The 18,116-nt window shown below is 64.6% G+C and carries 20 protein-coding genes; 9 read left to right on the forward strand and 11 right to left on the reverse strand.

Features of this window, described 5'->3' with window-relative positions:
* Nucleotides 1–119: 119 nt before the first annotated feature.
* The 6 genes from A985_RS0106370 to A985_RS0106395 are packed head-to-tail and all read right to left on the reverse strand — an operon-like array spanning nucleotide 120 to nucleotide 4,539.
* Nucleotides 120–542 carry a RidA family protein gene (locus A985_RS0106370; RefSeq protein ID WP_017232565.1) on the reverse strand — a complete coding sequence of 141 codons (423 nt, stop codon included), beginning with the start codon at nucleotides 540–542 and terminating at the stop codon, nucleotides 120–122.
* A gap of 58 nt (nucleotides 543–600) precedes the next feature.
* On the reverse strand, nucleotides 601–1,329 hold the full coding sequence (locus tag A985_RS0106375) for an amino acid ABC transporter ATP-binding protein (protein ID WP_157211380.1): 729 nt from the start codon (nucleotides 1,327–1,329) through the stop codon (nucleotides 601–603).
* Nucleotides 1,330–1,343: 14 nt separating this feature from the next.
* On the reverse strand, nucleotides 1,344–2,303 hold the full coding sequence (locus A985_RS0106380; protein WP_017232567.1) for an agmatinase: 960 nt from the start codon (nucleotides 2,301–2,303) through the stop codon (nucleotides 1,344–1,346).
* Between the two features lie 31 nt (nucleotides 2,304–2,334).
* Entirely contained in the window at nucleotides 2,335–2,997 is a 663-nt protein-coding gene (locus A985_RS0106385; RefSeq protein WP_017232568.1) for an amino acid ABC transporter permease, read from the reverse strand.
* On the reverse strand, nucleotides 2,987–3,649 hold the full coding sequence (locus A985_RS0106390; RefSeq protein ID WP_026131703.1) for an amino acid ABC transporter permease: 663 nt from the start codon (nucleotides 3,647–3,649) through the stop codon (nucleotides 2,987–2,989). Before A985_RS0106390 ends, A985_RS0106385 begins: the two co-directional genes overlap by 11 nt.
* 29 nt (nucleotides 3,650–3,678) lie before the next feature.
* Nucleotides 3,679–4,539: a transporter substrate-binding domain-containing protein gene (locus tag A985_RS0106395; protein WP_026131704.1), complete on the reverse strand. Its 861-nt coding sequence runs from the start codon at nucleotides 4,537–4,539 to the stop codon at nucleotides 3,679–3,681.
* A 200-nt stretch (nucleotides 4,540–4,739) separates the two neighbouring features.
* Here A985_RS0106395 and A985_RS0106400 point away from each other — a divergent pair, with 200 nt between their 5' ends.
* Both A985_RS0106400 and A985_RS0106405 read left to right on the forward strand, forming a co-directional pair.
* Entirely contained in the window at nucleotides 4,740–5,612 is an 873-nt protein-coding gene (locus A985_RS0106400) for a LysR family transcriptional regulator (protein ID WP_017232571.1), read from the forward strand.
* A gap of 393 nt (nucleotides 5,613–6,005) precedes the next feature.
* Nucleotides 6,006–7,295, forward strand: a complete 1,290-nt coding sequence (locus A985_RS0106405) for an MFS family transporter (protein WP_017232572.1) — start codon at nucleotides 6,006–6,008, stop codon at nucleotides 7,293–7,295.
* Nucleotides 7,296–7,323: 28 nt separating this feature from the next.
* Here A985_RS0106405 and A985_RS0106410 read toward each other — a convergent pair whose 3' ends face one another.
* The 3 genes from A985_RS0106410 to A985_RS0106420 form a co-directional block, all read right to left on the reverse strand.
* The gene (locus tag A985_RS0106410; RefSeq protein WP_017232573.1) at nucleotides 7,324–8,232 is read right to left on the reverse strand and encodes a LysR family transcriptional regulator; all 909 of its coding nucleotides are present in this window, start codon (nucleotides 8,230–8,232) and stop codon (nucleotides 7,324–7,326) included.
* Nucleotides 8,233–8,285: 53 nt separating this feature from the next.
* Nucleotides 8,286–8,867, reverse strand: coding sequence for a Holliday junction branch migration protein RuvA (ruvA, locus tag A985_RS0106415; protein WP_017232574.1), 582 nt, complete (start codon nucleotides 8,865–8,867; stop codon nucleotides 8,286–8,288).
* Nucleotides 8,868–8,940: 73 nt separating this feature from the next.
* Nucleotides 8,941–9,891: a LysR family transcriptional regulator gene (locus A985_RS0106420; protein ID WP_017232575.1), complete on the reverse strand. Its 951-nt coding sequence runs from the start codon at nucleotides 9,889–9,891 to the stop codon at nucleotides 8,941–8,943.
* A 193-nt stretch (nucleotides 9,892–10,084) separates the two neighbouring features.
* Here A985_RS0106420 and gtdA point away from each other — a divergent pair, with 193 nt between their 5' ends.
* From gtdA to A985_RS0106450, 6 genes are all read left to right on the forward strand, one after another.
* Nucleotides 10,085–11,122, forward strand: a complete 1,038-nt coding sequence (gene gtdA, locus A985_RS0106425; protein ID WP_017232576.1) for a gentisate 1,2-dioxygenase — start codon at nucleotides 10,085–10,087, stop codon at nucleotides 11,120–11,122.
* 99 nt (nucleotides 11,123–11,221) lie between these two features.
* Nucleotides 11,222–11,920 carry a fumarylacetoacetate hydrolase family protein gene (locus A985_RS0106430; protein ID WP_017232577.1) on the forward strand — a complete coding sequence of 233 codons (699 nt, stop codon included), beginning with the start codon at nucleotides 11,222–11,224 and terminating at the stop codon, nucleotides 11,918–11,920.
* Between the two features lie 9 nt (nucleotides 11,921–11,929).
* Nucleotides 11,930–12,571 carry a maleylacetoacetate isomerase gene (gene maiA / locus A985_RS0106435; RefSeq protein WP_017232578.1) on the forward strand — a complete coding sequence of 214 codons (642 nt, stop codon included), beginning with the start codon at nucleotides 11,930–11,932 and terminating at the stop codon, nucleotides 12,569–12,571.
* A 40-nt stretch (nucleotides 12,572–12,611) separates the two neighbouring features.
* Nucleotides 12,612–13,829, forward strand: coding sequence for a 3-hydroxybenzoate 6-monooxygenase (locus A985_RS0106440; protein WP_017232579.1), 1,218 nt, complete (start codon nucleotides 12,612–12,614; stop codon nucleotides 13,827–13,829).
* A gap of 207 nt (nucleotides 13,830–14,036) precedes the next feature.
* Nucleotides 14,037–15,380 (forward strand): aromatic acid/H+ symport family MFS transporter, encoded by a 1,344-nt coding sequence (locus A985_RS0106445; RefSeq protein ID WP_017232580.1) that lies wholly within the window; start codon nucleotides 14,037–14,039, stop codon nucleotides 15,378–15,380.
* Nucleotides 15,381–15,650: 270 nt separating this feature from the next.
* Complete coding sequence (locus A985_RS0106450) at nucleotides 15,651–16,592, forward strand: 2-hydroxyacid dehydrogenase (protein ID WP_017232581.1); 942 nt, start codon at nucleotides 15,651–15,653, stop codon at nucleotides 16,590–16,592.
* Nucleotides 16,593–16,605: 13 nt separating this feature from the next.
* Here A985_RS0106450 and A985_RS0106455 read toward each other — a convergent pair whose 3' ends face one another.
* Nucleotides 16,606–16,857 (reverse strand): MJ0042-type zinc finger domain-containing protein, encoded by a 252-nt coding sequence (locus A985_RS0106455; protein WP_017232582.1) that lies wholly within the window; start codon nucleotides 16,855–16,857, stop codon nucleotides 16,606–16,608.
* A gap of 79 nt (nucleotides 16,858–16,936) precedes the next feature.
* Between A985_RS0106455 and A985_RS0106460 the strand changes: the two genes are divergently transcribed.
* Nucleotides 16,937–17,224, forward strand: a complete 288-nt coding sequence (locus A985_RS0106460) for a type II toxin-antitoxin system RelB/DinJ family antitoxin (protein ID WP_026131705.1) — start codon at nucleotides 16,937–16,939, stop codon at nucleotides 17,222–17,224.
* Here the strand turns inward: A985_RS0106460 and A985_RS0106465 are convergent.
* Nucleotides 17,221–18,116: AraC family transcriptional regulator (locus A985_RS0106465; RefSeq protein WP_083902223.1), on the reverse strand; the 896-nt coding region annotated here is incomplete at its 5' end. The genes A985_RS0106460 and A985_RS0106465 overlap by 4 nt on opposite strands.

Here is an 18,116-nt window from a genome sequence, read left to right on the forward strand (position 1 = left end):
TCTGAGTGCGCTTCGGTGCGTTTGACCGCGCTTGGCGCAGCGCGATACGTGGCCGGCGCTTGCACGCCGGCCCGACGTTGTTGTTGCTTCACTTATGCGGCTTATGCCGCTCGTGCCGCTTATGCCGACGACACCGCCGGCTTCACCGCCGTCACATCGATTTCGACCAGCCACTCCGGGCGCGCCAGCGCCTGCACAACGATGCCGGTCGACACTGGAAACACGCCCTTGAGCCAGCGTCCCATGACGTTGTAGACCGCCTCGCGATAACGCGGATCGACGAGATACACCGTGACCTTGCAGATATCCGCGAGCTGGCTGCCGCACTCGTCGAGCAGCATCGCAACGTTGGCCATGGCCTTTTCGGCCTGCGCGGCAACATCGCCGATGCCAACGGATTCGCGCGTATCGAGATCCTGGCCGATCTGACCACGCAGATAAATAGTGTTGCCGGCGACGACCGCCTGACAGAGGTCGTTGTCGAGCTTCTGCTCCGGGTAAGTGTCGCGGGTGTTGAATTTGCGGATTCGGGTGTGCGTCATGATGTCTCGGTATGGGGTCTTGATGGGGGTCGGCACGGCGCGCGATGGCGTCGTGCACTCAATGTGTCAGGATCTTCGAGAGAAAGCGTTTGGCGGCGGCACTGGCGGCGTCGTTGAAGAACATGTCGGTCGGACTGTCCTCGATGATGGCGCCGTCCTCCATGAACACCACGCGATGGGCCACGCGTCGCGCGAACCCCATCTCGTGCGTGACGACCATCATCGTCATGCCTTCGCGGGCGAGTTCGACCATCACGTCGAGCACCTCGTTGACCATCTCCGGGTCCAGCGCCGAGGTCGGCTCATCGAACAGCATGGCCATCGGGTCCATCGACAACGCGCGCGCAATCGCCACGCGTTGCTGCTGACCGCCCGACAACTGCCCCGGATACTTGTGCGCATGCGCCGACAGACCGACGCGATCGAGTAGCGCGCGCGCCTTGGTGCGGGCCGCGTCGACACCGCGGCCCAGCACGATCTGCTGCGCGAGCGTGAGATTGCGCGTGAGATCCAGATGCGGGAACAGCTCGAAATGCTGGAAGACCATGCCAACCTTGCTGCGCAGCTTCGGCAGGTCGGTCGTCCTGGCCGTAAGCGACGTGCCGTCGACGACGACATCGCCCTTCTGGAAAGGCTCCAGTGCATTGACCGTCTTGATCAGGGTCGACTTGCCGGACCCGGACGGTCCGCACACCACCACGATCTCGCCCGCGCCCACCTGCGTTGAGCACTGCTTGAGCACGTGATGCGCGCCGTACCATTTGTCGACGTTCCGGATGTCGATGATGGGCTGTGCGGTGCTCATTTGTCGAAGTGCCCCGCGCGAATCGATGCGCCGATCAGGTTGAGAATCAGACGACCGGCCGTCACGCACGAGATCATGTTGGCATCGTCCTTCTCGGGCTGAATCTCCACGATGTCCATCCCGACCACGCGTCCCTTGCGTACCAGGCCGTGAATCAGCTTGCGCGCCTGTACAAACGTCACCCCACCGGGCGCGGGACCGGCAACGGCCGGCATCGTCGACGGATCGAGGCCGTCCGCGTCGATGGTGAGGTAGTAGTTGCCGCCGTCCGGAATGCGATCGAGCACGGCGTCCATGCCGATATCATGCAGCTCGTACGCGGTCACCAGTTCGGCACCGTAGGCGCGCGCCGCGACGAGTTCCTCGTAACGGCCGCTCCCCTGCGCGCGCAGGCCGATCTGCACGATGCGGTCCACGTGCGCCATCTCCGAGGCGCGGCGAATCGGGCTCGAGAGGCCTTCGCGCACGCCATTCACCTCGTCACGCCAATCCAGATGGGCATCGATGTGCACGAGCGTGATGGGCCCCTTCTGGTCCAGGCCGCGCAGCACCGGCGTCGTAATGCCGTGGTCGCCGCCAAGCACGATGGGCATCGCGCCGCCGGCCACGATGCGACGCACCGCCGCCTCGGCGCGGGCATAGTGCTCGCCGGGCTTCGTCAGGTCCGGGATGATGTCACCACAATCGACGAAGCGAATATCCGTGCGTCCCTGGAGCAGCGGCCCGTCGATGTCGAAGTCGTAGTGGTTCGGGCGACGCGCGATGCGCTCCGTCGCCTGGCGGATGGCGGACGGCGCATTCGTCTGGTCGTTGCTGAAATCCGACGCCGCATACGGGGCACCGTAGGGCATGCCCAACACGGCGATGTCGGCCTTGAGGTTGTCGATATCGAGATCCAGCTCAGAATACAGCAGGGTCGGATGGCCGGTGCGAGGGGCCACGGTGTAGGTCGTCATGAAAGTGTCCTCGGGTGGAAGTTTCGGGGCGTCAGGCGTGCCGGGTACGTCGCCCGACAACGGTTTCCAGTCGGCGCCCCACGCTGGCCAGCAAAACGCTGCTGACCCAGTAGATCAACGCTGTCGTGCCAAGCACTTCAACGTAGGCGAATGTGTTGGCCGTAAGCAGATTGCTCTGATAGGTCATCTCCGGCAGGCTCATGACCGAAAAGATGGCCGAGTCCTTGAACATCATGATCACGAGGCTCGTCGTCGGCGGAATCAGGAAGCCAAAGAGCTGCGGCGCGATGATGTGCCGTTGCGTCTGCCAATAGGTCATGCCGAGCGAGAGCGCCGCGTGCGTCTGCCCACGGGCGACGCTGCGCAGTGCCGCGCGCAGGATTTCGCAGAAGTAGCCGCCGGTGTAGAACGCCGTGCAACCTACCGCGACGCTCATGGCCGACGCGCCAATGCCGAGCTTGGGCAGGCCGAAAAACGACAGATAAACGAGAATCAGGTATGGGATGTTGCGCACCCCTTCCACGTAGCCCAGTGCGATAGGTCGCAAGATCGTGCGCGACTGCGCCGCATAGGCGGCGACGATGCCGATCGCCACGCCGAGCGGAATGCCGATGACGCTGACCAGGGCCGTGACACGCAGGCCTTCGAGCAGCACGGGAATCGCTTCCCTGACGATGGAGACATCAATGGCCATGGGGCAACATCCTGGAAACGCGGCGCTCGCACAGACGCGAGGCGGCCGAAATGCAGAACAGAAGGACGAAGTACACGGCGGCGGTGATCGCGAACACCTGTAATGGCAGGTCGGTCTGCAGCGTGGCATTGCGGGCGACTGTCGCCAGTTCCGGCACGGCGATGATCGACATCAGCGACGACGCCTTGAGCAGGATCGTGAACTCGCTGGTGAGCGGCGGAATGGCGCGATAGATCACCTGTGGCAGCAGTACGTGCCGCCAGACCTGCGAGACGCGCATGCCCATGGCGTAGGCGGCGGCGCGTTGCCCACGAGAGATCGTGCCGAGCGCGCCGCGCAGAATCTCGACGATATAGGCGCTCGTGTTACACGCCAGCGCGGCAATTCCGGCGGTGATGGGCGAGATCGAGATATCGAACAGCGCCGGCACCATGTAGTACGCGATCAGCATGTGAATCAGCGCCGGCGTGCCGCGAATCAGGCTCACCCACAGCACGACGAGCGAGCGCAATGGCGCGAGCGGCGAGATGCGGGCGAGCAGCAGCACGACACCCAGCGCCAAACCGATGGCGAAGGCGACGGCTGACGCGGCCAGCGTGATCGCCGTTCCCGAGACGACGCCTTCGAGGAACGGTGCGATCACGCCGCCCATGTCAAGCCCGCCGACCGTGGTCGCGGGCGTCAAATGGCACCTTGCGGCAGGTAGTTCGCGTGCGGCGTGTCCATCGACGCCCCGAACCACTTTTTCTGCAAGGCGGCGAGCTTGCCGTTCGCGCGGAATTCATCGAGCGAATCGTTGATGAACTTGCGGATCTCCAGATCGTTGGGATTGGCGACCCATGCCAGCAGCTTCGGCTGGCCGATGGTCCCGGCAATGCGGAACACGTTGGGCTGCTTGCGCATCTGGACGGCGGCGATATTGGACGGCATCAGCGCCACGTCGATCGTCTTGTTCGCGAGCGCGTTCGACACATCCGGATAGGCCTGAAACAGGCGCGTGCCGGCGTATCCCTTGCCGGTCTTTTCCTTCAGTTCCTTCTCGAATTCGTCGGCCACCGGCTGCGACGACGATCCCATCTGGGTGCCGATGGTCTTCCCGGCGATGTCCATGTCCTGCTTGATCGCTACGTCGTCGGCGCGCACCATCAGAACCGAACGCACCACGCCGACCGGCTGGCTGAAGGCGAAGCGCTTGGCGCGCTCCGGCGTGATGCCCACACTGGTGGCGACAAAGTCGAACTTGTGCGACATCAGGCCCGGCAGCAAGCCCTGGAACGGCAGGTTCATCTGCTCGAGCTTCACGCCGAGTTTTGCCGCCATCAGTTCAAGCACATCGTGCCCGTATCCGACCACCTGACCGTTTTCCACGAACTCGAACGGCTCGTAGGCCGCCTCGGTGCCGACCGTCAGCTTGCCGCGCTTCTTGATGTCGGCCAGGGTGCCGCCTTCGGCATACGCCATCGTCGGCAGGGCCGGCAGGGCCAATGCGGCGCTCGATGCGAGCGTCGCCTTTACAAAGGATCGTCTGGACCAGGTCTTCATCGCTTGCCTCGCGGGGTGTGGGTAGGGGATTGCGCTGGCGCATCGGTTCGGTCAGGTCCGGCCCGGTGCGAGTGAAATCCAATGTATGCGGGCAAAAAGATCATGAAAAATGATTTTTTTATTGGTATGGTTCCAAAAAACGAAACCTTTTGACACGCGCCATCCGCAGCAGGTTTGGCGCTATTTCCGGGAGTGGAGCAGTGGCAAGTCGTGACTTCAGTGAGCGTGACCTGCGCTCGTTGCGCATCTTCTGTGCCGTCGCTCAGGCCAGCGGCTTTGCGGCGGCGGAGAAGCAACTGAACATGTCGAAGGCGTCGATCAGCCGGCACATTCGCGAGGTCGAGGAAACCTTGGGTACTCGTTTGTGCGAGCGTGGACCGTCCGGATTTGTTCTCACGCACGCGGGCAAGGTCGCGCTGGACCTTGCCCGCGACGCGCTGAAGTCGCTGGAGCGCATACGTCCCGAAATCGATGCGGTGCGCGGTGTGCTCTCGGGCACGTTGTCCATCGGCATGGTCGAGCACGTCGTGTCCGACATCGGCTGCCACATACCCGAGGCACTTGCCGCGCTCAAGGCGCAGGCGCCCGACGTGAAGGTCGAACTCACGGTCATGACGTTCAACGAGCTCGACCTCGCGTTGCGCGAGCGCCGGGTACAGATCGCCATTCGCGGGATGTATCGTCGCGAAGCCGGGTTTCACTACCAGCCGCTGTTTATCGAGCGTCACCGCCTATACGTTGCGCGGCATCGGATCAAGGACGCGTCGACGCTCCCGCTCGTCTACCGGAGCCAGCCGTTTGTCCATGAAGCGCTCAATTCGCTCGGACTGACGCGAGGGCCAACGGCGTCAGGACTGGAGGCTGTCGCCATGCTGGTCCTCTCCGGGCATTACGTCGGACTGTTGCCGCAGTACTACGCCGCGCTGTTTGGCAAGCGCCATGCACTGGCGCAGGTTCCGACAGGGCCTGAGTATGAGAATGCCATCAGCGCCATCACCGAGGCCTCGCGGCCCAGGACGCGCGCGCTGGAGCTGTTTCTCGATCTGCTGGCGCAGTGTCACCCGCGCGAATGAGGCGTGAGGGTTCGGCCGCGCGGCGTGCTAGCCGATGCGGTGTACAGGGCATCCAAAAAAATTTTCTCGATTTTCCGCGCGTCGTCCCGCCCATCAAAACGCTCGTAACACGCCCGCAAATCGCCGTCCGACGGGCGCGATCACCATGCTGCAACGCAACAATCCAAACAATTGTTTCGATATTCACAATAATCGATTCAGCACTCAGGCATTGTCTGCGCATGCCCACACCCGCTATAGTTGGCCCGCCCCCGGGACGCGATGCCTGGTTGTGCCTCCGGACAGGTGATCCCTGTGAGGCGAGCGCATCAGCGTCATGTTGCAAACGTAGTTATTAATGCGATGTCACCATCGCCCGTAGAAATGAGAGACACAGCTACTACCGACGCCGCCATGGCCACCAAGCCGCCCACGCCGGAAGAAATCCGCAAGCGCATCTTCGCGATTGTTGCGGCATCGTCCGGGAATCTGGTCGAGTGGTTCGACTTCTATATCTATGCGTTCTGCGCGATCTACTTCGCGCCGGCGTTCTTCCCGAGTGCCAATCCCACCGCACAGCTGCTCAACACCGCGGGCGTGTTTGCCGCAGGCTTCCTGATGCGCCCCATCGGCGGCTGGATCTTCGGCCGCATCGCCGATCGCAACGGCCGCAAGAACTCGATGGTCATCTCGGTGATGATGATGTGCTTCGGCTCGCTGATGATCGCCGCGCTCCCGACGCACGCCAGCATCGGCAACTGGGCTCCGGCGTTGTTGCTGGTGGCGCGTCTGTTGCAAGGTCTGTCGGTGGGTGGCGAATACGGCACCACGGCGACGTACATGAGTGAAGTGGCGCTCAAGGGCCGTCGCGGCTTCTTCTCGTCGTTCCAGTACGTGACGCTCATCGGCGGCCAGCTGCTTGCCGTGCTCGTCGTTGTGATTCTCCAGCAATTGCTCAGCGAGGCCGAACTCAAGGCCTGGGGCTGGCGCATTCCGTTCGTGGTCGGCGCGATCACTGCGGTCGTTGCCTTGCTGCTGCGTCGCACGCTGCACGAGACGTCGACGAGCGCGAGCCGCAACAGCCGCGACGCCGGTTCGATCGCCGGGTTGTTCCGCCACCACAAGGCTGCGTTTTTCACGGTGCTGGGCTACACGGCCGGCGGCTCGCTGATCTTCTACACCTTCACCACGTACATGCAGAAGTACCTGGTGAACACCGCCGGCATGCCGATCAAGACCGCCAGCTACATCATGACGGGCTGCCTGTTCGTCTACATGTGCATGCAGCCGATCTTCGGCATGCTGTCGGACAAGATCGGTCGTCGCACCAACATGCTGCTCTTCAGCGCGCTCGGTGCCATTGCCACGGTACCGATCCTCACCACGCTCAAGACGGTGCAAAGCCCGACCGCGGCGTTTTTGTTGATTTGTCTGGCGCTCGCCATCGTCAGCTTCTACACGTCGATCAGCGGCATCGTGAAGGCCGAGATGTTCCCGATCGAAGTGCGTGCGCTCGGCGTGGGTCTGGCCTACGCCGTGGCCAATGCCATCTTCGGCGGTTCGGCGGAATATGTGGCGCTCGGCCTCAAGAAGGCCGGCATGGAGCCGACATTCTACTGGTACGTGACCGGCATGATGGTCCTGGCGTTCCTCGTCAGCCTGCGCCTGCCGCGTCAGGCAAAGTACCTGCAGCACGAGCACTGATCGGGCCCGTCGGGGGTTGGCGCGCGGTTCAGGCGTCGTCCCCCGAGGCCTGACGCGCGCTCTGCCAGATCGCGTCGAGCACCGGGTGCGGTTGGTGCCGGCGCCGGTAGAGCGCAATATCGAAGCCGATCTGCCATTCCTTGCCGCCCACGATCGCGAGCGTGCCGCGCGCAATGTCGTCGGCCACCAGGCGTTGCGGCAGCCACGCGATACCGGCGCCGCGTCGCGCCATCGCCAGAATCGCTTCGTACGAATCGGCCTGATACACCGGCTTGAGCGTGGGACGGTTTGCCATCTCGGCAAGATGGCGGGCCAGCACGGCCCGCAACGTCAGCGTGCGGGAGAACGCCAGCCAGGGAATCGACGACGGGCCGGCGGCAAGCCGATAGGTGGCGCGCCCCTTGGCGTCGAGCGCACTCACCGGCACCAGCACCTCACGCGCGACACTCAACCAGTCATAACGCTCCTGATCGATCAACAGCCGCGTGTGCGCACTGGAATACACGATGAGCAGATCGACCTCGCCGGCCGCGAGCCGCAGAATGGCCTCCTCGGCCCCTCCCGTGGACAGCGTCGCGGTGAAGAAGCCGATGCGCGAGACCGCCTCGTCGTACCAATCCGGAAAGAAGGTGGCGGCCAAGGTTCGGCCCGTGGCGATCTTCAGATTGTTTTCGAGTGTGGGCGCGGCGTCCTGCAACTGCGTGCGAGCGCCGTGAAGAATGTCGAGCGCATTGGTCGCCGCATCGAGAAACACGGTGCCGGCAGCCGTGAGTTCGAGCGGTTTGCTCCGTTCGACAAGCTGTGTGCCCACCCACTCTTCCAAGGCGCGGATGCGTCGCCCGAATGCCGGGTGCGTGACGAAACGGTTTTCCGCCGCTCGCGTGAAACTGCGCGTGCGTGCCAGTTCGACGAAGTCTTCAAGCCATCGCAGTTGCATACCGTCTCCTCACGGCCTCCCCACGGCCTCGACGAGGCCGATTCGTGTTTCGCTCAGGCCTTGGAGAGCGACTTGAGCGCGTGCTTGATGCCGTCGGACACGCTTGTGCCGTCGGGCACGCTCTTGACGGCGGCAAGCGCCTCCTTGTCGGAGTAGCCCAGCGCGAGCAATGCATTGACGACGTCGCTCTTGTGGTCGTGCGGTGTGAGCGCGCCGGGCACTGTGCCCAGTTGCGCGCCGAGCTTGCCCTTGAGTTCGAGCAGCAGACGCTCGGCGGTCTTCTTGCCGATGCCGGGGATCTTCGTCAGACGTCCCGACTCCTGCAGCGTGACGGCCTGGGCGATGTCCGCGACGCTCATGCCCGAGAGAATCGCAAGTGCCGTGCGTGCGCCCACGCCGGAGATCTTGAGCAGTTCGCGAAAGGTGTTGCGCTCGTCAGGCGAGCCGAAGCCGAAGAGCAGTTGGGCGTCTTCGCGCACGATGAACTGGGTGAGCAACGTCACGCGCTCGCCGAGATTCGGCAGGTTGAAGAAGGTGCTCATCGGCACCGAGATTTCATAGCCTACGCCCTGGCAATCGACCAGGATGTGCGGCGGATTCTTTTCCAGCAACGTGCCGGAGATGCGGCCAATCATTGACGCCTCGGGAGAGTGACTTCGACAGGCGGCAAGTGTAGCAGCCGCCAGCTCGGCAACGGACTCGGCAAGCTCATCCGTCGCCTTCGATGCCCGCGACCGCGTCGCCCGTCGAGCGTCTCGCCGCGCTGCGCAGACACTCAAGCGCCGCTGCCACCGCAGCCCGGTTCGCGCCGTCGTCGCGCCAGTACATCGAGATCGCCCCGAACCCCGCCAGACGCAACGGCACGATACGCAACGCCCCGAGCGCCTGCAGACGACTCGCCGTGCGGTGCGACGCCAGGCCGATCATGTCGCTGTTGTTGAGCAACGTCAGGTTGAGAATCGTGGAGTTCGATTCGACGGTGTCGTTCGGCAACGGATAACCGGCCTCCGCGAGCGCCGCCTCCAGCGCGTTGCGAATCGGCGTGCCGCGCGGCCAGACCACCCAGCGGTAACGCTGCATGTCGGGCCAGTCCACCCTGTCGAGCGAAAAGACCGGATGGCGCGCGCGCGCAACGAAATGCAGCGGCTCCAGATATAGCGCCTCGGCGCGAACGTTGCGGTCCTGCAGTTCGGGGGCCGAGCGCCCAACGACGATATCGATCTCGCTGTGCGCGAGCTGATTCATCAGCCGGTCCATCGTGTTCTCGATCACGCGGGCCTGCACGCGGGGCATGCGCTGCAGGAGCAACAACATCGCGAGCGGCACCGTGTCCGCCGACGACGCCCCCGACGTGCCGATCGCCACCAAACCGCTGCCGCCCTCGCGCATGGCGTCGAGATCGTCGCGCGCCGTGTCGAGCTGCGCCTCGATTCGCCGCGCGTGCTGGATCAGGGATTCCCCGTAGGCCGTCGGACGCAATCCCCGCGCCTGACGCTCGAACAGCGGCAGGCCAATGTCCTCCTCCAAATCCTTGAGCCACTTCGACAAACCGGGTTGCGTCGTGTTGAGCAATGTCGCGGACTGGCTCATGTTGCCGGTCTCCGCAAGGGTCAGCAACATTTGCAGATTGCGCAGACGCAGTCGATGGGTCCAGTCCATACGAAGTCTCCGGGCCCCCTCGGGACGCCCCCAAAATCACCCAATCCATACTATTTTTCGTATGGATCCGATGATTTATTCATTTCAAAGAATATGTCTCGCCGAGTATAACGCTACTCATAGACCCGCAAGCCCTCGTCGGCCGAGCTTGTCAGACGAGTTGACCGGGCCCCATATCGACACGGAGACACGCATGTCCGAACGCGCCCCCAGCGCCGATCGCGCTGCCTATTACGAACACATCGGGCACAACCACATGGCCCCGCTGTGGGAATCGCTGCACAGTCTCGTGCCCCCGCAGCCGCGCCCGCGCGTGGTGCCCGCCCTCTGGAAATACAACGAAGTGCGCCCGCTCGTGATGGAAGCGGGACGCGTCATCAGCGCCGAAGAGGCCGTGCGTCGCGTGCTGGTCTTGCAGAACCCGGGAACGCCGGGCTCGTCGAGCATCACGGGTTCGCTTTACGCCGGGCTGCAACTCATTCTGCCGGGTGAGATCGCACCGAGCCATCGCCATACGCAATCGGCCCTGCGCTTCATCGTGGAAGGCCGCGGTGCGTGGACGGCCGTAAACGGCGAGCGCACCACGATGCACCCCGGCGACTTCATCATCACGCCGTCGTGGACGTGGCATGACCACGGCAACCCGGCGGACGGCGAGCCGGTCGTGTGGCTCGACGGGCTCGACATTCCGCTCGTGCAGTACTTCGACGCCGGCTTTGCCGAGAACTACCCCGAGTCGCAACAGCCGGTGCAGCGCCCAGAGGGCGACAGCTTCGCGCGTTACGGCCACAACATGCTGCCGGTGCATCACAAGGTCAGCGAGCCGACCTCGCCGATCTTCAGCTATCCGTATGCCCGTTCGCGCGAAGCGCTCGACACGCTGTACCGCAACGGCGAACTCGATCCGTGGGACGGCATCAAGTTGCGCTATGTGAATCCGGCAACCGGCGGCTGGCCGATGCCGACGATGGCGACGTTCATGCAATACCTGCCCGCCGGCTTCCAGGGCAAGACCTATCGCAGCACCGATGCAACGGTCTTCTCGGTGGTCGAGGGTCGCGGCACGGCGCGCATTGGCGACGAAGTCTTCCAGTTCGAGCCGCGCGATCATTTCGTCGTGCCCTCGTGGGCGCCGGTGCAGCTCGCCGCGCTCGACGACGCCGTACTGTTCAGCTACTCCGATCGCCCCGTGCTCGCCGCCCTGAACCTGCTGCGCGAGTCACGCACCTGAGGCCAACCCAACGCTCACTTGCCGGCCCCGCGCGCCGAACACCCGCGTGAGCGGCGCGCGCCGCCTGTGTCCTTTCCTTTATTCGTCGAGTCAAACGCTATGTCCTTCGTCTTCGCTCCGCCCGCTACCGTCGCCATTCCCGTTGTCGGCAGCGCCGACCAGTTCGCCGTGCGCCGCGTGTACTGCGTTGGCCGCAACTACGCCGCGCATGCCCGCGAAATGGGCTTCGATCCCGATCGCGAACCGCCGTTCTTCTTCTGCAAGCCGGCCGATGCCGTGGTGCCGGTGGCCTACGGCGAAACGCTCACGTTGAAGTATCCCGCCCAGACGACCAACTATCACTACGAAGCCGAACTGGTCGCCGCGATCGGCAAGGCGGGCTCGGACATTGCACTCGAGCAGGCGCTCGAACATGTCTGGGGCTACGCCGTGGGGCTCGACATGACGCGCCGCGATCTGCAGATGAAGATGCGCGAAATGGGCCGTCCGTGGGAAATCGGCAAGGCATTCGATGACTCGGCCCCGATCGGCCCGATTCATCCGGTGTCGAGCGTCGGTCATATCGAGAAGGGCGCGATTTCGCTGACGGTCGACGGCGTGCAAAAGCAGAAAAGCGACGTCACCCATCTGATCTGGTCGGTGGCGGAAACCGTCTCGTACCTGTCGCAGTTCTTCCGTCTCGAGCCGGGCGATCTGATCTACACCGGCACGCCCGAAGGCGTGGGCCCGGTCAAGGCCGGAGAGACGATGGTCACCGCCGTGGAAGGGCTCGGCGAGATCACCGTGCGCGTGGTCTGAGGCCTCGTCATGCAGCTCTATAGCTTCTTCAACAGCTCGACCTCGTATCGCGTGCGCATTGCGCTCGCGCTCAAAGGGCTGGAATTCGACACCATTCCGGTGAATATCCGCGCCGGCGAGCATCGCGCCGGCGCGTATGTCGACGAGGTCAATCCGTCGGCCAGCGTGCCCGCCCTGATCGACGGCGAGATCGCGCTCGGCCAGTCGCTCGCCATCCTCGACTATCTCGACGCGAAATATCCCGAGCCGCGTCTGGTGCCGCAGGACATCGAGGCACGCGCCCGCGTGCTCGAATTGGCGATGCTCGTCAGTTGCGACATGCACCCGGTGAATAACCTGCGCATTCTGAAGTATCTGCAAGGCCCGCTGGGCCTCAGCGTCGAGCAGAAGAACGCGTGGTACCGCCACTGGGTCGACGAGGGCATGGCAGGCGTGGAGCGATTGCTCGGCAAGCATGGTCACGGCGCATGGTGCTTCGGCGATGCACCGACGCTTGCCGACGTCTGCCTGATTCCGCAAATCGCCAATGCCCGGCGCATGGGTTGCGATTTGTCGGCGTATCCGCGAGCGATGGCGGTCTACGCGCAGGCGGAGACACATCCGGCTTTCCTCGCGGCAGCGCCCAATCGTCAGCCGGATTACACGGCCTGAATTCCATCCAGAACGGCTGGACAGGCCGCAGGAGACAACCATGAGTCAAACCTCTCAACCCAAAGCGCTGGTCGTTGGCGGTGGCATCGGCGGCCTGGCGGCTGCACTCGCGCTCGCCAATCAGGGCGTGCAAATCGAACTGCTGGAGCAGGCCGAGACCATCGGCGAGATCGGCGCGGGCATTCAGCTCGCCGCCAATGCATTCGCGGCGCTCGACGCCCTCGGCGTTGGCGAAGCGGCGCGCGGTCGTTCGGTCTTCACCGACCACATCACCCTGCGCGACGCCATCGACCGCAGCATCATCGCGCAAGTCGACGTCGGCGCGCCGTATCGCGAGCGCTTCGGCAATCCGTACGCCGTGATCCACCGCGCCGACATCCATCTGTCGATTCTGGAAGCGGTACAGCGCAATCCGTTGATTCAGTTCCGCACCGCGACGCGGGTCGCCTCGCTGGCGCAGGACGACAAGCACGTCACCGTCATCGACCAGCACGGCGAGCGACACACGGCCGACGCCGTGATCGGCTGCGACGGCGTGAAGTCCGCCGTGCGCGCCGTGCTGATCGGCGACGAGCCGCGCGTGACCGGTCACGTGGTGTATCGCGCGGTCGTCGACGTCGAGAACATGCCGAAGGACTTGCAGGTCAACGCGCCGGTCGTCTGGGCAGGACCGAACTGCCACCTCGTGCATTACCCGTTGCGCGGCGGCACGCAATACAACCTCGTGGTCACGTTCCACAGCCGCGAGCAGGAAGTCTGGGGCGTACGCGACGGCAGCAAGGAAGAGGTGCTGTCGTACTTCGAAGGCATCGATGCGCTGCCGCACCAGATGCTCGACCGTCCGACCTCGTGGCGACGATGGGCCACCGCCGACCGCGATCCGGTCGCGCAGTGGAGCTTCGGGCGCGCCACGATCCTGGGCGACGCCGCCCACCCGATGACGCAGTACATCGCGCAAGGCGCCTGCCAGGCACTCGAAGACGCCGTCACGCTCGGCGCCGCGTATGCGGCGGCGAACGGCGATTTCGTCGACGCCTTCCGCCGCTACGAGCACGCCCGCATTCCCCGCACCGCCCGCGTGCTCTACGGCGCGCGCGACATGGGCCGTGTCTACCACGCCAAGGGGGTGGATCGCTGGGTGCGCAACTCGCTGTGGAAGGGCCGCACGCAAACGCAGTTCTACGACGCCCTGCAATGGCTGCACGGCTGGCGCGCCGAGCATTGCCTATCGCAAACCCCGTGGCTGGCTGAGGCCTGAGCGCTAACCACGCCCTACCTCTCGATTCACCGCCCGGCATCCGGGCATCCCGCCACGCGACGGTCCCACACCGTCGCGCGGCCCCCCTCGCCTCGCGTCTCGCGATACGGGGGCTCGGCAGCACTAATAACAACAATCACGGCAACACGTTTCGGCGACGACGGCTGACTTGCCGCGCCGCTTCTGGCAACCCTGAGGAGACAACCCATGCCAGCCACCCCCATCAACGTGACGGCGTTCATCGACCGCCATCGCATTTCCCCGTTCCAGGTGATGATCGTCGTGCTGTGCTTCCTGATCGTCGCCATCGACGGTTTCGACACGGCGGCCATCGGCTTCATCGCCCCTGCCATTCGCGCCGAATGGTCGCTCACCCCGGCGCTGCTCGCGCCCCTTTTCGGCGCCGGGCTCGCGGGCCTGATGGCCGGCGCATTCCTGTTCGGGCCGCTCGCCGACAAGTTCGGCCGCAAGACCATTCTCATCTTCTCCGTGGTGTTCTTCGGTCTGGCGAGTCTCGCGTCCGCAGGGTCGATGGAACTGTGGCAACTGATCGCATTGCGGTTTCTGACGGGCCTCGGACTCGGCGGCGCCATGCCGAACGCGATCACGCTGACGTCGGAGTACTGCCCTGAGTCGCGCCGTTCGTTCCTCGTAACCACCATGTTCTGCGGCTTCACGCTCGGCTCGGCGCTGGGCGGTCTCGCGTCGGCCGGGTTGATCGACGCCTTCGGCTGGCGCGCCGTGCTGATCGTGGGCGGCGTCATGCCGCTCGTGCTCGCTGTACTCCTGATGCGCGCGCTGCCCGAGTCGGTGCGCTATCTCGTGATGGCGGGCAAGTCGCCGGAGCGCATCGCGGCATCGCTACAACGCATTGCGCCGAATGAGGATCTGCGTGGTGCGACGTTCAACGTCGCGACGAAGCCGTCGACCACGTCGCCGGTGAAGCATCTGTTCAAACCCGAATTGCTGCGGGGCACGCTGCTTTTCTGGATCACGTTCTTCATGAGCCTGCTCGTGATCTATCTGCTCTCGAGCTGGTTGCCCACGCTGCTTCGCACCAACGGCCTGACGCTGCGCGACGCCGCCATCGTCACCTCGATGTTCCAGGTCGGCGGCACGCTCGGCGCCATCGTGCTCGGCGGGTTGATGGACCGCTTCAACCCACACTACGTGCTTGCTGCGGCTTACGTGCTTGCGGGCGTGTGTGTCGCCGCTGTCGGTCCTGTCGCCAGTTCTCCCGTGCTCGCCTCGGTGGCCGTGTTCTGGGCCGGGTTCTGCGTGTCGGGCGGTCAGGTCGGCGCGAACGCGCTGTCCGCTGGCTTCTATCCCACGGATTGCCGCGCCACGGGCGTGAGCTGGGCCAATGGCGTCGGGAGACTGGGGTCGGTGGTCGGCTCGGTTGGCGGGGCGTCGATGCTCGCCATGGGCTGGTCGATGCCGGCCCTTTTCGCCGCCATCGGCGTGCCCGCCGTGCTCGCCGGTCTGACGATGCTCACGCTGGGTCGCCTGCGTCATCATCAGGCCACGCACGCGGTGCAAGCCACGGCCTAAGCGTTTCGGCCCACGCAACAAGGCATACGTAACGCACACTGCCGCGGGTCTCGGGCTTGGGCGGGCGCCATTCGCATTGTGCGATGGCGCCCGCGTGCGTTTCGGGCCGGGAAATCCCGACAGCAAGGAGGTCGCGTGGCGTGTTGCATCGCGCAAATCGTTGCGGATAGGCATACAGTGTCGACTGGCGGCGAATTCGAGGTGTCCATTCGGCACCCGCGTCATTGCGACGCTGCGCCGCGAGCCCCCATTTCCCTGTGGAGATTGAAGGTGTCGTTGCCCTCATTGCTGGTCCTGATCCCGATGCACCCCGAGCAGTTGTCCGCACTGCAAACCCATTTCGATGTGGCTTACCACCCGAGCTATCACCCCGCGCCGCAAGGCTGGGGGCCCGACGGCGAGCGGGCGCGCTTCGTGCTGACTCACGGCGCGCGTGGTCTGAGCGCCGCCGAGCTGTCGCATCTGCCGAACGTGGCGTTGGTCAGCGCGCTGGGCGCCGGCTATGAGAATCTGGACGTCGCCGCCATGCGTTCGCGCAATATCGTGGCCGTGAACGGTGCCGGTGCGAATGCGCCGACGGTGGCGGATCAGGGCTTCGCCCTGCTGCTTGCTGCCGTGCGTCGCATTCCGGCCTACGACGCCGCCTGCCGCAAGGGTGTGTGGCGCGACGCGCTGCCGATGCAGCCGGGCGTGTCGGGAAAGAAGCTGGGGATCGTGGGGCTGGGGGCGGTCGGCCGTCAGTTCGCCAAACGCGGTGAGGGCTTCGATATGCAGATCGGTTACCGGAATCGGAACCGTCGCGACGATGCGCCCGCGCACTATCAATATTTCGACAGCGTGCTGGCGCTGGCCGAATGGGCGGACTACCTCGTCGTAACCGCTCCGGGCGGCGCGCAGTCCCATCACCTCGTGAATGCCGAGGTGTTGCGCGCGCTGGGCAAGCACGGCTTCCTCGTCAATCTGGGGCGTGGCAGCGTCGTCGACACGGCCGCCCTGGCGGACGCATTGCGCGACGGCGTCATCGCCGGTGCCGGGCTGGACGTCTACGAAGGCGAGCCGTCACCGCCTGCTGCACTGATCGATTTGCAGAATGTGGTGCTCAGTCCGCACGTCGCTGGCCGCTCGCCCGAAGCGGAAGCCGCCACGCTCGCCCTGTTTCTCGAAAATGCGCGTCGCTTCCAGGCGGGGGAGCCGGTGTTGACGCCGCTGTGAGTGGCGAATGGCGTCAGTGATTGTCGAGCCCGTCGATGCTTCGCACAGGCGACGGCGAGAGCGTGACGCCGTCGTTGACCGGCTCGAACTCGATGCTGCTGTTGGCGCTGCCCGTGGTGAAGGCGGTCTCGCACGTCGGACACTTCACTTCGGCATCCGAATGGAGATAGTCGTACATCGCCTGGACGGTCGGCTCGCTCGCCGCGACGGGGAAGCGGGCTTTACAGGTGGGACAAACGACGAAACCGGTGTGGATCGACAGCATGACGGGCCTCCTGCGGGCAAGTCGGCAACGTCACTGATTTTACAACCAGCCGGGTCATCGTGCGACGCGGGTCGCGGGGATTGGCGACGGCATCGATCCCGAACTGAAGGAACGCGCCACTGCCGTACTCGACAAGATGGGGTTGACCGTTTCCGATGTAGTTCGGATTTTACTCACGCGCATTGCCAACGAAGGTGCGCTACCTTTTGGTTTCGTCACGGATCCCGACGCTCACGATGCATGGTTCAAGCGAAAGGTGTTGGAAGCGCTGGAAGACACACGTCCAGCCATTCCCGACGAAGACGTCGAATCCCATTTCGCCGCACGCCGTGCCGCCGCACGCAAACGCAGTTCCCCAAAAGGTTAGTTTCGCGGCGCCCCGGCCTCGCCCTCCTGCAACCAACGGCGTTTGTCGCGCAGCGGCGCTTCGCCAAACACGCGCGCATATTCCCGGCTGAACTGCGATGCACTTTCATACCCCACCGTCTGCGCTGCCGCCGCCACGGTGACGTCCGCCGCAAAGATCAATCGCCGCGCCTCCTGCAAGCGCAACTGTTTCTGGTACTGCACCGGACTCATGGCCGTCACCAGCTTGAAGTGGTGATGCAGCGACGACACGCTCATGTGCACCTCCTGCGCCAATGCCTCCACGCGCAGCGGCTTTGCGTAATGCTCGCGCAGCCACCGCACCGCGCGCGCGATCCGATTCATCTGGCTGTCCTGCAACGCCATCTGCCGCAGCAACATTCCCTGACCGTTCATCAGCAATCGATAGACGATCTCGCGCTTGATCATCGGCGCCAGGATCGGAATGTCGCGCGGCGTGTCCAGTAAGCGCAACAATCGCAACACCGCGTCGAGCAACGCCGCGTCCAGCCGATTGACGTACATGCCACGCCCACTCGCTGAAGGCGCCGGCGGCGGCAAATGCTCGTCGCCGATGAGCGACGTCACATCCTCGGCCACCAGGTCGAGGCGCATGCCCAGATACGGCGATTGCTCGCTCGCCCCCGACACCTGCGCCACCACCGGCAAATGCACCGACGACACCAGGTAGTGCATCGGGTCATACGCGTAATCCTCGTCGCCGATCCGCAAGCGCTTCTCGCCCTGGGCGATGACGGCGAACGCCGGTTGCTGAAGCGCCGGCTTCGGGCCGCCCGGATGCAGGATCCGATGCACGAACAGGCCTTCCACCGCCGTCGGTGTCGTGCCCTCCAGGCCGTGCGTCGCGCGCTCCAGCCGATGCACCAGTTCGG

The organism is Pandoraea sp. B-6 (assembly GCF_000282835.1).
Lineage (GTDB): Bacteria > Pseudomonadota > Gammaproteobacteria > Burkholderiales > Burkholderiaceae > Pandoraea > Pandoraea cepalis.